The organism is Flavobacterium piscis, assembly GCF_031457575.1.
Taxonomy (GTDB): domain Bacteria; phylum Bacteroidota; class Bacteroidia; order Flavobacteriales; family Flavobacteriaceae; genus Flavobacterium; species Flavobacterium piscis_A.
Genome location: NZ_JAVDWQ010000004.1, coordinates 97718 through 112900, shown reverse-complemented (window position 1 = coordinate 112900; position 15183 = coordinate 97718). Strand labels below are relative to the sequence as shown.

The window sequence follows — 15183 nt, the reverse complement described above, 5'->3', positions numbered from 1 at the left end:
GTTTCTTCTATTTTTTTAATTGAAATTTGACTGAATACAAATTGTACAATATTTACAAATTTCCAATGCTATCCAGTTCTCTTTTCAGAGGTTCAATTTGTTTAAAGAAACGTCCTTTGTCGTTTCCAGTCAAAGACTCGCCAGTTGGCAAATTAAGACGAAGAGCATCTACCTGAACGCCGTTTTTCCAGAATCTATAACAAACATGAGGCCCCGAAGCCAATCCGGTACTACCTACAAGTCCAATAGTTTGACCTTGTGTAACACGTTGACCGCGACGAACCAAAATTCTGGACATGTGCAGGTATTGAGTCGAATAGGTGCCGTTGTGTTTTACTTTTACAAAGTTTCCGTTTCCTGCGGTATAGCCTGTTTGTTCTACAACGCCTGAAGCCGTTGTAGAAATGGGAGTCCCGGTTGGCGCTGCATAATCTGTTCCCTTATGGGCTTTCCACCTGTGTTGTACAGGATGAAACCTGTTCATTGTAAATCTTGAGGTGATCCGGCTAAACTTGATTGGTGTTTTTAAGAAAAAGTTTTTTAGTGTTCTTCCCTGATCGTCATAATACTCTACTTTTCCCGAGGAGGTATCTTTTTGAAAGGGAAAAGCATATATTATTTTACCTTTATATTCAAAAAAAGCAGCCTGAAGTTCCTCAACTCCGTCATAAGTTTTGCCATTTATAAAACGTTCTGTAAAAACTAATCCGTAACGATCACCCTTCTTAAGTTTAAAAAAGTCAATTGACCATGAAAATACTTTTGTAATTCGGTTAGCCAGGGCAGCTTCAACACTATTGTTTCCTAAAGTTTCTGATAAAGAACTCTTTAAAACTCCACCAATTATTTTTCTCTTTAAGGTTACCGGTTTTACTTTTTTGTAAGCTGTTGCCAGACTGTCCCTAAAATCGACCACATAATAAGTAAGTGCATCCGGCTGATAGATAAAAACCTGCAGTTTATTGGTTTTATTTTTTGAACGAAGAAAGGTATAAGGTTTATTGTATCGAATGGTCCTTACATTAAAAGAATCTTTTACCTGTTCAACAATATCATAAACTTTTTTATCTCCAATATTTTGACCTTGAATGATAGACCCAAAAGAATCTCCTTTTTGAATAGTATCGTGAACAACATTAAAATCACCGTAATTAAATCCAAATTCTACTTTTTTAGCTTTTGGTTGGCTAATAATTTTAGATTCAATTTTTTCATCTGCTTTTTTACATGAAAATACTGAAAACAAGAGGATTAAAATTACGTATGCTTTTTTCAAACTTTTATTTTTTTCAGAAAACTAAGCTGCTGGCTCATTTCCCCAATTAGACAATTCTTCTTCGCTCCACAATTTAGGAAAAAAGATGCGTCTTTGAAATTTTGGATGCATATATTTTTGCCAGTCACTTCCTCCGGTGGCTTCACCATTGCCTTTTCCGCTTTCTAAAATATATTTTATGGCTGTGTTTAAATGCTGCATCACCCAGGTAATATTTACTGTATGGTCATAATGACGCATAGCAAAGATTAAGTCCGGATTTTGTTGATCTTTCTCAGGTAATTGCTTGAATTTTTGCCAGATATTCTTAGTTTTAAAATCCGACATCTGACGTAAGAACTGATTTTTGTATTTCTTTTCGAATTCCTGAAGCAAATAGGATTTTTGACCTGTTTGATAATCTTTTCCGGCTGCCTGCCAGTATAAGTGTTCAAAACTGGTTTCTAAATCAGTATTTTCATCAAAATTGGCTTTATATCTTCTGTCTGTTAAATTGATAACATCTGTGGAGGCAAATTCTATTAATCGATATTGAGCGCTCTGAAAACCGCTTGCAGGAGTCAGAGTATTTCTAAACTTCATATACTGCTCCACTTCCATACCGTTTTCCATAATGCTGAAAGAGTTGGTCAGCATATCAAAATAACGGGTAATTCTTAAAAGTCTTTCGCTAAAAAAAACGGTCTGAATATTTTCTGCATCGGCTATCTGATCGATTTCCCACAAAATCATCTTAAAAATTAATTCGTTTACCTGATGATACATAATAAATACCATTTCATCCGGAAGTGTCGTACGCTGTATTTGAAGATTTAAAAGAGCATCAGTCTGAATGTAATCCCAATACGTTATAGGTTTTGACCAAAGCAAGCCTTCAAGCTGAACATCCGTTTTTTGATTTATGGCTTTGAATTTTAGATCAATTTCTTTCAGGATTGATTCAGAATTATCTGTGGTATTCATTATTTCTTTACTTTAAACGGACCTTTCAATCCTTTATATTCATCAATATCAGCTTTAAGTGAGCCAACTGCCAATTCCGCTTTTATACGAACCGGAATTTTATTGTTATCTGCAGATATCCAGATAGTTAAGCTCTCTTTTTCTTTAAAAACCCTGCCTGTCTGCACTAATGGTTTAAAAACCATAGTTGAAACGATGCCAAATTTAGTTGTAATATCCTGTTGACCTATATATTTTAACTTAAATTTTGTTATTTCATCGTCAAAAAACATGTCTATAGAAATAGATTCGCCTGATTTTAATTTATCAATATTAGGATGATTTCGCAAATAATAAAATGAAGATAAAATATCCTGAACATTATCTGTCAGAACAATTGTTTTTTCAGTTTTCCGTTTATAGTCTTTTACCAAAATCCTGTTTTCCTTCTGATTAAAAAAACCCTCCTGGTTTTTGGTGTACCCTCCTTCATTTATTTTTCTAACATAACGATAAGGTTCTCCGGTGTCTTTATCGAAATAGCTTTCGTATAAATCTTCAACTTTAAAGAAAAACTTAGACATGCCGGTTGTATAACCCTTGCCCACTGCATGAAATACTTTTTTGTTATTTACTGTAGCATCTTTAACTTCTAAAGTGGCGTATCCCGCATTTACAATCCCGTAATGTATTCTAAATTTAATATATTCTCCTGTATCGAAAGCATCTTCTTTAAGGGAATCAAAACTTAATGTGGTGAGAATTAATATGAATAGAGCTAATTTTTTCATAAATTAAGATATTTGACTGTTTATATAGCTACAAACGCAAATTTTATTCCAAATATACCAAAACAAAAAAACTCAGTCAAAGAATGACTGAGTTTTTATGCTATTAACTAACCAAAAAACTATAAATTATGAAATTTATATCAATTTAGAAAGGAAACCACCCCTTTCTGTTTTGCGGTGCAAAGATATGCAGTAAGTTCAAAAAACAAATAGAAAAAAGTCAGTTTAACATAACATTTGCACAAAAACCATCGTTTTACAGAGAATTGTTCTATATAATATAAAAATAAAGCTGTTTTACAATGTTCCTCTCAATTCCTGTTCTCTTTCAATTGACTCGAACAGCGCTTTAAAGTTACCTGCACCAAACCCTTTTGCCCCCATTCGTTGAATTATTTCAAAGAAAAGCGTTGGTCTGTCCTGAACTGGCTTAGTGAAAATTTGCAATAAGTAACCATCTTCATCGGCGTCGACCATGATCGCTAATTTTTCTATTTCGTTTAAATCTTCTTTCATCATATCCATATGAACTCCTAATCTTTCAGGAATTGCCTGATAATAGGTATGGGGCGGCGCAGATAAAAATTCAACTCCTCTTGCCCTTAAATCTGATACCGTTTTGATTATATCATCAGTAGCAATGGCAATATGCTGAATGCCAGGCCCACCGTAAAAATCTAAGTATTCTTCGATTTGCGATTTTTTCTTTCCTTCGGCAGGTTCATTGATTGGGAATTTAATTCTTCCGTTTCCGTTAGACATTACTTTACTCATCAAAGCCGAATATTCTGTATTGATTTGTTTGTCGTCAAAAGAAAGGAAATTCACAAATCCCATAACATCTTCGTAGAATTTTACCCAGGTATTCATTTCGTTCCAACCTACATTTCCAACCATGTGATCAATATATTTAAGACCTGTTGGTTCTGGATTATAGTCTGATTTCCATTCTTTATAACCTGGCAGGAAAACACCTTTGTAGTTCTTTCTTTCTACAAAAATATGGACGGTTTCTCCGTAAGTATAAATTCCGGAACGAACTACTTCTCCAAATTCATCTTTTTCAACCGTTGGTTCCATAAAAGAACGGGCACCGCGTTTCATGGTTTCTTCATAAGCACTTCTGGCATCTTCAACCCAAAGAGCTGCAACTTTTACGCCATCACCATGTTTTTGAAGATGGGCATGAATAGGTGAATCCTGTGTTAATGGCGTAGTTAAAACAATTCTGATTTTGTCTTGTTTCAAAACATAAGAGGCTTTGTCTTTTACTCCGGTTTCTAATCCGGCGTATGCCAATGACTGATATCCAAAAGCAGTTTTATAATAATGTGCCGATTGTTTGGCGTTTCCTACGTAGAATTCTACATAGTCTGTTCCTAATAAGGGAAGGAAATCCTGTGCTCCTTCGAAGATTTTCTCTAATCCGTATTCTACTGATTTTACTTGTTTCATGATAGCCCCCTAACCCCCGAAGGGGAATTCCTATTAGGGGTAAATAGGATTTTAGTTATTATATCTTTAATCTAATTTTAAGGTGTAAAAAATCTGTAATTCCCCCTTCGGGGGCTAGGGGGCTTCAGTCCACGACTTGTAATACTGACCATCGTCCAATCCCATAGCTTCTTCCGTAACCATTAAAGGTCTGAAAGTATCCACCATAACAGCTAATTCCTGGGTTTCTTTGTGACCAATACTGCGTTCCATTGCGCCTGGTGCGGGACCATGAGGAATTCCTTTTGGGTGTAAAGTGATATGTCCCTGCTCGATATTGTTACGGCTCATAAAATCGCCATCAACATAATATAAAACTTCATCAGAATCTATATTGCTGTGATTGTATGGTGCCGGAATCGCTTTCGGATGATAATCATAAAGTCTTGGACAAAATGAACAAACGACAAAAGTTGCCGTTTCAAAAGTTTGGTGTACCGGAGGCGGTTGGTGAACACGACCGGTTATTGGTTCAAAGTTGTGAATCGAGAATCCGTACGGGAAATTGTAACCATCCCAACCCACAACGTCAAAAGGATGCGTGGCATAAACAATTTCGTGAATCATGCCTTCTTTTTTGATTTTAATTAAAAAATCTCCTTTTTCGTCATGCGTTTCCAGTTCGGTTGGCAAAATAAAATCACGCTCGCAAAATGGGGAGTGTTCTAAATGCTGGCCTGATTGGTTTTTATAACGTTTTGGAGTATAAAAAGGAGCATAAGATTCGACATAAAACAATCGGTTTTCTTCCGTTTCAAATTCAATTTGATAAATAATACCACGCGGAATAATCAGATAATCTCCATATTCAAAAGGGATATTACCCAACATGGTACGTAATTTCCCTTTTCCTTTATGGATGAAAAGCATTTCATCGGCATCGGCATTTTTGTAGAAATAATTTCGAAGTGATTCTTTAGGCGCGGCCAAACCAATAATACAGTCTTTGTTGACCAACATTGCTTTTCGGCTGTCTAAAAAGTCATTCTCAGGCTTTAGTTCAAAACCTTTAAATAATAATGATTTTATGTTTTTTCCGATTGCAATTTTTGGTTCAACGGAATATGAATTTAAAATTTCTTTAACCTGAGTAGGTCTGTGTACGTGATATGACAATGAAGAATGTCCGTGAAAACCTTCGGTACCAAACAATTGTTCGTAGTAAAAACCTCCATCAGGTTTTTCGAATTGGGTGTGTCTTTTTTGAGGAAAGTTTCCGAGTTTGTGATATAATGGCATGGCTTTTCAATTAGATAATTTGTAAATTAGATAATTCGAAAATGTGAATTGTGTGAACAGATAATCGGTTCAATTTTCATTGACTAATTACCTCAATTCGGTAGTTTCACTCAGGATTTCTCTTGATAAGGAATTGAAGATACTCTAATAAACCTGTCCATTTTGTTTTCATTACAACAAATATCGTAATTATTATTGATTTAAATTATATATTAAAACAAAAATCCGATTCTAAACCATGTATATCCTTTTGGGAGTTCAGGTGACCAGGAGTACTTTACCTCAATTGGTCCAATAATAGTTTCCAAACCGTAACCAACTGCATAACCTGAATATTTAGGCATTCCTATCCAATCTACAGTACTAAAAAGATCATCGCCAAGATTAGCATAATTAGCTGAAAAATTGAGATGATTTTTTTTCAAAATTTCGTAATCAAAAGTTATGGCGGATTTTATATAACTATCGCCGGCAATACTAAGAAAGTCGTAACCGTAAAAGTAATTGAAATTATTTATTTTGTTGTATCCGTATCCTCCCAGGATATAATCAAAAAACGGCACGCTTTCGTTTCCAAATGCAAATCCTGCATCAGTCTGAAATTTTATTGTTGCTTTATTAAAAACCGTTCTTACAAGCCCAATTTCTGCTTTTGCTGTAGAAAAAGGATTAAACTGATTGGTGTAATCAGACGAAGCGAGATAAGTCTGAACATCTCCTGAAAGATACCAGCCTTTTCGGGGAAAACTCTTATTATCAAATGAATCGTATTTTATATACCCGAAAGCACTAAGGTAATTACTTCTGTCAATCGTTGGATCCATATTACCGATTGTAGGTGATTTTATCTTTAAAAATTTATGTTCCAAGCCACCGCCCATCAGGAATTTTTGCACAAAAATAGTTTGAAAATAAGCCTGATTGGTTATATCCAGAAAGTCAACATTAATCAGATTTATAGCTGGGTTTTCAGGAGCCTGATTATTAATAGTTTCAGTTACATTTCTATTAAACTGATTCAGCCTTGAGTTAAAACCAAAACTGATATTAAAACCATTTTCTACATAATAGTTAAAATCGTATCGAAAGTTATCTCCCAAAATTATATCCAATGAAGTATTATCATTTTTTAAAAAAGTTTTCTTTCGGGTTAGATTTAATAACACAGCACTCTTATAAAGTCCGTCATAATGCAATCCGAGTTTCAAATAGGTTTGGGTTGGGTTTTCTTTAAGATCAAGATTCAAATCATCTTTACCATCATTAGGCTCAAGTGAATAGGATATCGCACTGAAATTTTGTGTTGCATCTATATTGTTAATCCCCTGACGAAGATCATCGTAACAGATTTTACTTCCTGATTTAAAACGAAGTTTACTTGTTAAGTACTCTTTAGTATAATTTTCCAGTTTGGTATTATTTATTTTATTTATTTGAAGTGTATCTGAGGCTATTTTTAATTTAGGTTTTTTATAAAAATTTTGTTCATCTGCCAAAGCTTTAATTTTTTCGTACACCCCAAATGCTGCATCTTCACCCCTTTTTACTATTTCACCTCCCCTGTCAAAGGAGATAACCCCAAAATCACGAATATCCGGTTTTATGTAAATATTAGTGTCATCTATTTTTTTCTTCATTTTTTCGATAGACTGCAGATTGGTAATCTGAACCAAAATCCTGGTAGCATTTTTCAGGTTTTTTCGGGTTTGCAAATCATCCTGTACATCAACTCCAATAATGATATCAGCTCCCAGATTACGAACTTCCTTAATAGGATAGTTATTTACCACACCACCATCTACTAATAATTTACCATCTATCTCGACTGGCGAAAACAACGATGGAAATGCAGCACTGGCGATCATAGCCTGTGCCAGATTGCCTTTGTTAAGCAAAACCTCCTCGCCGGTTTCAATATCGGTTCCGATACATAAAAATGGAGTAGGTAATTTATTAAAGTCGCGAACATGACGTACATTACGTGTAAGACTGCTTAATAAATTATAATTATACGTCCCTTTTGAAAGCGCTTCCGGAATTCCGATTCTGAAATTACTGAAAGGCAGGACAATTGCATATAATTCGTCGTTTCGTTTTCCGTAAAAATTTTTGGATCCCCTGGGAATATAATCATTGATTAATTCATCAAAATTAGTTTTCCTGAAAATAGAATCTATCTGGGTAGCATTATAACCTGTAGCATAGAGCCCGCCGATTATTGCTCCCATACTGGTTCCGCCAATATAATCGATTTTTATCCCTGCCTGCTCCAGTACTTTTAAAACCCCAATATGTGCAAATCCTTTAGCTCCTCCTCCACTTAAAACCAAGCCAATTTTTGGTCTTTTTATACTATCCGTCTTTTTTTCCTGTGAAAATGAATTTTGTGGAGTAAGTCCAAAAAGCATCAAAAATACTACAGCCCTGCCCCAGATGGAAATGGAAAACTGCGAGAGACAAAAGACTATTTTTTCCTGTAAAAAAAGAGCGACCATAGAAGCTCCATTTTTTTCATTGGAAAAAAAGCTTTTTGACCGGGTTTTTGAAATGTACAGTTGGATTAGGCTCATAAAAACTTACTGATTGATTTTGTAAAAGTCGACAATTTTTTTGGCTTTCGATATACCTACAACGTCAGATATCTCTTTTTCAGTAGCCAGTTTTAATCTTTTAACACTTTTGAAATGTTGTATTAACGTAAGCATGGTTTTTTCGCCAATACCCGGAATACTCTCTACTGACGAATTAAGGGCCGCTTTGCTACGTTTGTCACGATGAAAAGTGATTCCGAATCGGTGCGCTTCGTTTCGCAATTGCTGAATCACTTTTAATGTTTCTGATTTTTTATCGAGGTACAACGGAATAGAATCACCCGGATAAAACAGTTCTTCGAGGCGTTTTGCAATTCCGATAATAGCAATTTTACCTCGTAGTCCCAATTCGTCTATACTTTTAAGGGCCGCTGACAACTGGCCTTTTCCACCATCAATAATAATCAGTTGCGGAAGCGGTTCGTTCTCGTCTAACAACCTTTTGTACCTGCGATAAACAATCTCGGTCATCGAAGCAAAATCGTCAGGACCAATAACGGTTTTTACATTAAAATGGCGGTAATCTTTCTTACTTGGCTTTCCGTCTTTAAAAACGACACAGGCCGCAACAGGGTTAGTTCCCTGAATATTGGAGTTATCAAAACACTCTATATGTCTCGGTTCGGTTGACAAACGCAAGTCTTTTTGCATTTGTGCCATAATGCGGTTTACGTGTCTGTCCGGATCTACAATTTGCAATTGCTTGAGTTGCTCTATTCTGTAAAATTTAGCGTTCCGAATGGACAGATCTAAAATTTGCTTCTTGTCACCTAATTGCGGAACGGTCACTTTAATGTTTTCTCCTAAGTCAACATCAAACGGAACAATAACTTCTTTTGATAATAACTGAAACCGTTCACGAAGTTCGATTATTGCCAATTCAAGTAACTCCTCATCTGTTTCATCCAGCTTTTTCTTGATTTCCATAGTATGTGAACGAATAATCGACCCATGCGAAATTTGTAAAAAATTGACATAAGCAGCACTTTCGTCCGATACTATCGAAAACACATCAATATTGGTGATTTTCGGATTTATAATGGTTGATCTGGATTGATAATTTTCGAGAATTTCTATTTTTTCCTTGATTTTCTGCGCTTCCTCAAAATGCAAATCCTCTGCATATTGATTCATTAAACGCTTAAAATCTTTCATACTTTCCTTGAAATTTCCTTTCAGGATTTCACGGATTGCATCAACTTGCCTTTGATAATCTTCCAATGATTCCAATCCTTCACATGGCCCTTTGCAATTACCAATATGGTATTCCAGACATACTTTAAATTTACCTGAATTGATGTTTGCCTGACTCAAATCATAATTACAAGTCCTTAACGGATACAATTCCTTGATTAAGTCAAGAATAGTGTAGACCATTTTGAAATTGGTGTATGGGCCAAAATATTCAGATCCGTCCTTAATCATTCTGCGGGTTAAAAATATTCTCGAAAAAGGTTCTTTTTTAATGCAGATCCAGGGGTAACTTTTATCATCACGAAGCAGCACATTATAACGTGGCTGCAGGGTTTTGATTAGATTGTTTTCTAATAAAAGTGCATCGGTTTCAGTTGGAACAACAATATGTTTGATGGTTACGATTTTCCTGACCAGTACATTCGTTTTTCTTGTATCGTGAATTTTATTGAAGTAAGAAGAAACTCTTTTTTTTAAGTTTTTTGCTTTTCCAACATACAATATCTTTCCCTCTTTATCATAATACTGATAGACTCCCGGATTGTCCGGAAGGGTTTGGATTTGAAGTTCTAAAGATGGTAGTTGCATGCTGTTTATTTCTGAAGATAGGATAAGGTCTTGTCAAAAATCATTCCGATTTGCATTGGAAAGCTTAACAATGAATTCTTTCCAAATTTACGAAATCAAAAGAATAATTTCTATATTTAGCTTTTATAATTCGACATGAAAAACAATGCCCCAATGGTTCTTTTTGGCGAATCGATTTTGCCCGGAGAAAACAAAACGATAAACGTAGAAATTGCGAGATTGCATACTACTACCAAACTTAATATTCCGATTATTGTTAGGCGTTCTAAATTTGATGGTCCCGTGGTTTTATTCTCTGCCGGAATTCATGGCGATGAAATAAATGGTGTTGAAATTGTCCGCCAGATCATCAGCAAAAAAATTAACCGTCCAACAAGAGGAACCATTATTTGTATCCCGATCATCAATATTTACGGCTTTGTCAATAAATCAAGGGAATTTCCTGATGGTCGTGATTTGAACAGGGTTTTTCCGGGGAGCAAAAAAGGATCGCTGGCTAGTCGTTTTGCTTTTCACATCACAAATGAAGTATTGCCCCTTATTGATTATGCTGTGGATTTTCATGCAGGAGGTGCGAGCCGTTTTAATGCTCCTCAAATTCGAATAACAGAAAAAAATCCAGAATTAAAACTTTTGGCTGATGTTTTTGATGCTCCGTTTACGTTATATTCTAAAAATATTTTGGGCTCTTTCAGAACTACTTCAGAAAGAGCTAATATAAAAATGCTGCTTTTTGAAGGTGGTAAATCATTGGATATTAATGACCCAATTGCCAATGAAGGTGTAAAAGGAGTCAAGCGTTTACTACATTATCTCAATATGCTCGACCCGAAACATGTTGTTGAAAAAGCCGAGTTTCCTTCTATCTATATTAAAAATTCGGTTTGGTTAAGGGCAAAACAATCCGGATTATTACACGATTATAATATGATTACCAAATTTGTAACCAAGGGAACTATTTTAGCCATTATTACGGATCCATTTGGTAAATTCGAGCAAAAAGTAAAAGCACCACATGATGGCTATGTTATCAATGCCAATCATTCACCTATAGTTTATGAAGGTGATGCTATTTACCATATCTCTAAAAATATTGATGAAAATGCCAACTAATAAAAAAGAGCTGCGATTACATTATAAAAATCTTCGAAAAAACCTTTCTGAGAAAGATATTGAAGAAAAAAGCCTCGAAATAAGCAATCAATTAATCCAATTACCTATTTGGGATAGAACCTATTACCATGTTTTTCTGCCTATTGAAGAACAAAAAGAAGTCAATACCGAGTTTATTTTGCATCTGCTTTCCGGAAAAGACAAAGAAATTGTGGTTTCTAAAAGCGATTTTGAAACCCGGATTATGTCTCATTTTTTATTGACCGACAATACCAAAATCAAAAAAAATGAATACAACATTCCGGAACCAGTAAATGGTTTAGCAGTTCCTTCTCAAACTATTGACGTAGTATTTGTTCCGCTTTTGGCTTTTGATGTTTTTGGGAACCGTATTGGCTACGGCAAAGGTTTTTATGATAAGTTTTTAGCTGAATGCCAACCGGAAACTATCAAAATAGGCCTTTCGTTTTTTGAAGCCGTGAACCAGATTGATGATGTTTTTGAATCAGATGTTAAACTGGATTATTGTGTGACACCTGAGAAAGTTTATAGTTTTTAACCTGTTATTTTTTTATTTCATAATAAGTAATTATTCTATGGAATTATAAAGACTAAAGTATCAGACTAACATCAGAGGAAAAATCTATTTGAATAAAATTTATTGTACATTTGTATAACTAAATTATAGAATCATGAAAACAAGAACAGAATTATTAGGTGGGGGAACTTGGACTTAATCTAAAGTCCAAGTAACTCTATACTTATCGTTTTTATCAAAATTCATTATTTGCAACTCAATTTTATATCTGTTATTTAACTTGATAACGATAGGTTGTATATTATCAACTAATTTTTCTTCATTATTAGTAACTCTCAAAAATTTTACATTATCTACTCCCTTATTTTCAGGTAAGAATATTTGTAAATTATAATCCTGGCAAAGATTATGAACATCAATATCCCAACTTTCTTTTTTATCAATAAAAGTATTTTCCAAGTGCGCATAAAAAATTAAGAACCTATCATTTTCTTTAAAAAAATTAGGCACTTTATTTAATTTTTTCATATTATTAACATATGATAAATTTAAACTCTTTTGATCTGAATCTAAAGAATAAAAGCAGTTTAATGTTTGAATTGACTTTGCGTTTATAGTGCCACTAACTGACAGATTAGACAAGTATTGTTCTTTATTATTATTACTGAATTTATGGAAAAATATCTTCTGATAAAAAGTCGCATTTTTACCATCTGAATCAGATATATCAATTATGAGTTGATGTTTTTCAAGTATAAAGCCACTCAACTTACCTCTAAAAATTATATATTTTATTTTTATTATATCGTATAAATAAAGTACAAATGGTAACGAAACTAAAAATATCGCAACAATTTTTCCAAATGGAAATAAATATTTAGGTATATCTTCAGTTTTAATGCTGTTAGCAGAATAAGCAAAATACAAGGCAAAGGAAAATAAAAGAATTGCAATGTAAGAACTGATAGCTCTTACAATATCAAATATATCTTTAACTTTTTGAGAAAACTTCATAATAGTAAATTTCCTCCAAAAATAAACTAAATTAGTAATGTAGAAAAATAAAATTTAGTATTATAGAACTTATTATTCAGTATATTAACAAGTAAAAACACTCTTTTAAAACCTCTATTTTACCATAACTCCTTCAACAAAAAGAATTGGCACTTCTTCCGTGTTGTTTTCATTGATCAAATTCGATTTGAAGATAAATCTCTTGTCATACAACGTATTCCCGATGAAGAAAGTCACCATAAATTCATTGTTTAAAACCAAAAGGCTTTTCTCGATCATTTCGATTTTTACTACTGAAACAGCCGGAACCTCAACAAAAGCATGACGCAAAACAGATGTTTTTTTCATTTCGCCATCAATGGTTCCAAATGCCTTTGAAACAACCATAACACTGTCTAAATGAAAATCACTGTCGTTTACCAGATAAGCATACCAGACTTTTTCCATAAAATCGTCGCTCCATTCCTGAACGGCGGCAAGGAATACGTTTTCAACTTCGGGGATTGTTATATCTTTTTTCATTGTTTAGTGAATAGTAAAAAGTAAATAGTGATTAGAAAGAAGAAAACTACTAACTAATCACTATTCACTAATATCTTTATTTTAAATATTTGCTTTAAATTGCTCTAAGAAACGAACGTCATTTTCGTAAAACATACGAATATCACCAATTTGGTACAATAACATCGCGATACGCTCTACTCCCATTCCGAAAGCAAAACCATTAAATTCATCCGGATTGATATCGCAATTTTTCAGCACATTCGGGTCAACCATTCCGCAACCACCAATTTCCAGCCAACCGGTTCCTTTGGTGATACGATAATCGGTTTCGGTTTTTAGGCCCCAATAAATATCAATTTCGGCACTTGGTTCTGTAAATGGAAAGTATGACGGACGCAGACGGATTTTAGACTTTCCGAACATTTCTTTCGTAAAATAAAGCAATGTTTGCTTCAAATCGGCAAATGAAACATCCTTGTCAATGTACAACCCTTCTACCTGATGGAAAATACAGTGTGAACGAGAAGAAATAGCTTCGTTACGAAAAACACGTCCCGGAGAAATGGTACGAATTGGCGGTTTGTTATTTTCCATATAACGCACCTGAACTGACGATGTGTGTGTACGCAACAAAACATCGGGATTGGTCTGAATAAAAAAAGTATCCTGCATATCACGTGCCGGATGATATTCCGGTAAGTTTAAGGCAGTAAAATTATGCCAGTCATCTTCGATTTCCGGGCCTTCGGAAACGTTGAAGCCAATATTGGCAAAAATATCTATAATCTGGTTTTTAACAATCGAAATAGGATGACGGGAGCCAATAATAACAGGTTCCGGCGAACGGGTTAAATCTCCAAAATAACCTTTTACCTCTTCTTTGCTTTCTAAAGCTTCAACAATTGCTTTTACTTTATCTTCAGCAGCTGTTTTTAAAGCATTTATAACTTGTCCGAATTCTTTTTTCTGATCGTTAGGCACGTTTTTAAATTCTGCAAAAAAGTCATTCAAAATGCCCTTTTTTCCCAAGAATTTAATACGGAATGCTTCTAGCTCTGCAGCATTTTCAGTTGAAAAAGCTTGTGCTTCGCCAATATAGTCTTTTATCTTATCTATCATTTTCATTCTATAATTGAGGGAGCAAATTTAGTGAATTTGTTTCAAGTTTAATATTTAAAGTTTAAAGTTTCCTTTACAATTGTGAGATTCTTAGTATAACAATTCCCAAATTAAGAAAACGCAACTTTCAGCAACAAATTGTTTCAAGAACCGGTTGAAGCTTACATTTTGGATATAATTTCTTCAATAAATCTATTTTATCAGAGTAATTTTACTTTCGATTTCCTTTACTTTTTCAAGCCAGAAATTCACACCATCTTGATTTTTAATGATATCTTTTTTATAGTTTAATGAAGTCTTACTTAATTCAGACCAATTACGCTGAATATCCTGGTCTTTTTCCTTTGCCGTGGCTGGCTCAATTCTACTACGCCAAAAATCAATATTTTTAAGATAGTTCTCTTTTAATTCTTCAAAATATTCAATTAATTTTTCCTTTGAATTAGGAATATATCCTGGTCCGTTACAACCACAGGAATGAAAAGTAATCCCGACAGAATAAAGGCTTTTCAAATGTTCCCATTTTTTTACATCCTCTTTTTTCGGAGATTCAAAATCCAGTCCCATATTTGCCATTAATTCCCCGCATTCCGGACATTTGGCTTCATATATTGATTCTTTACCATCTTTTACATCCTTTTTAAGCCTTCTTTTAAATGTTTTATAACAATTAAAACAAGCGTAATGAGGCTTATATGATGTCATTGCATATCTACACATCCCGATTTGTTTTTATTCTGCTAAAAAATGAAGTATCCCGTTTCAGTTTTCATTCAGCAA

The 15183-nt window shown here is 34.1% G+C and carries 13 protein-coding genes; 2 read left to right on the top strand and 11 right to left on the bottom strand.

Annotation, left to right across the window (positions count from 1 at the left end):
• Positions 1-52: 52 nt before the first annotated feature.
• The 7 genes from J2W48_RS07515 to uvrC form a co-directional block, all read right to left on the bottom strand.
• A complete protein-coding gene (locus J2W48_RS07515) occupies positions 53-1276 on the bottom strand; it encodes a peptidoglycan DD-metalloendopeptidase family protein (protein WP_310279967.1) in 1224 nt (407 codons plus the stop codon).
• A gap of 21 nt (positions 1277-1297) precedes the next feature.
• Positions 1298-2239 carry a tryptophan 2,3-dioxygenase family protein gene (locus J2W48_RS07510; protein ID WP_310279965.1) on the bottom strand — a complete coding sequence of 314 codons (942 nt, stop codon included), beginning with the start codon at positions 2237-2239 and terminating at the stop codon, positions 1298-1300.
• Positions 2239-3009, bottom strand: a complete 771-nt coding sequence (locus J2W48_RS07505) for a DUF3108 domain-containing protein (RefSeq protein WP_310279963.1) — start codon at positions 3007-3009, stop codon at positions 2239-2241. The genes J2W48_RS07510 and J2W48_RS07505 overlap by 1 nt, the downstream gene beginning before the upstream one ends.
• Before the next feature lie 297 nt (positions 3010-3306).
• A complete protein-coding gene (gene hppD / locus J2W48_RS07500) occupies positions 3307-4467 on the bottom strand; it encodes a 4-hydroxyphenylpyruvate dioxygenase (protein WP_310280376.1) in 1161 nt (386 codons plus the stop codon).
• 111 nt (positions 4468-4578) lie between these two features.
• Positions 4579-5742, bottom strand: coding sequence for a homogentisate 1,2-dioxygenase (locus J2W48_RS07495; protein ID WP_310279960.1), 1164 nt, complete (start codon positions 5740-5742; stop codon positions 4579-4581).
• Between the two features lie 212 nt (positions 5743-5954).
• A complete protein-coding gene (locus J2W48_RS07490; RefSeq protein WP_310280375.1) occupies positions 5955-8150 on the bottom strand; it encodes a patatin-like phospholipase family protein in 2196 nt (731 codons plus the stop codon).
• 168 nt (positions 8151-8318) lie between these two features.
• Entirely contained in the window at positions 8319-10115 is a 1797-nt protein-coding gene (gene uvrC / locus J2W48_RS07485) for an excinuclease ABC subunit UvrC (RefSeq protein WP_310279958.1), read from the bottom strand.
• Positions 10116-10250: 135 nt separating this feature from the next.
• Here uvrC and J2W48_RS07480 point away from each other — a divergent pair, with 135 nt between their 5' ends.
• Both J2W48_RS07480 and J2W48_RS07475 read left to right on the top strand, forming a co-directional pair.
• Complete coding sequence (locus J2W48_RS07480) at positions 10251-11228, top strand: succinylglutamate desuccinylase/aspartoacylase family protein (protein WP_310279956.1); 978 nt, start codon at positions 10251-10253, stop codon at positions 11226-11228.
• Complete coding sequence (locus tag J2W48_RS07475) at positions 11218-11787, top strand: 5-formyltetrahydrofolate cyclo-ligase (protein WP_310279954.1); 570 nt, start codon at positions 11218-11220, stop codon at positions 11785-11787. The genes J2W48_RS07480 and J2W48_RS07475 overlap by 11 nt, the downstream gene beginning before the upstream one ends.
• Positions 11788-11961: 174 nt before the next feature.
• Here J2W48_RS07475 and J2W48_RS07470 read toward each other — a convergent pair whose 3' ends face one another.
• From J2W48_RS07470 to J2W48_RS07455, 4 genes are all read right to left on the bottom strand, one after another.
• Positions 11962-12780: a hypothetical protein gene (locus J2W48_RS07470; protein ID WP_310279953.1), complete on the bottom strand. Its 819-nt coding sequence runs from the start codon at positions 12778-12780 to the stop codon at positions 11962-11964.
• Positions 12781-12894: 114 nt separating this feature from the next.
• A complete protein-coding gene (locus tag J2W48_RS07465) occupies positions 12895-13302 on the bottom strand; it encodes a hypothetical protein (protein ID WP_310279952.1) in 408 nt (135 codons plus the stop codon).
• Between the two features lie 81 nt (positions 13303-13383).
• Positions 13384-14403 carry a phenylalanine--tRNA ligase subunit alpha gene (gene pheS / locus J2W48_RS07460; protein ID WP_310279951.1) on the bottom strand — a complete coding sequence of 340 codons (1020 nt, stop codon included), beginning with the start codon at positions 14401-14403 and terminating at the stop codon, positions 13384-13386.
• Positions 14404-14595: 192 nt separating this feature from the next.
• The gene (locus J2W48_RS07455; RefSeq protein WP_310279949.1) at positions 14596-15123 is read right to left on the bottom strand and encodes a hypothetical protein; all 528 of its coding nucleotides are present in this window, start codon (positions 15121-15123) and stop codon (positions 14596-14598) included.
• Positions 15124-15183 lie beyond the last annotated feature (60 nt).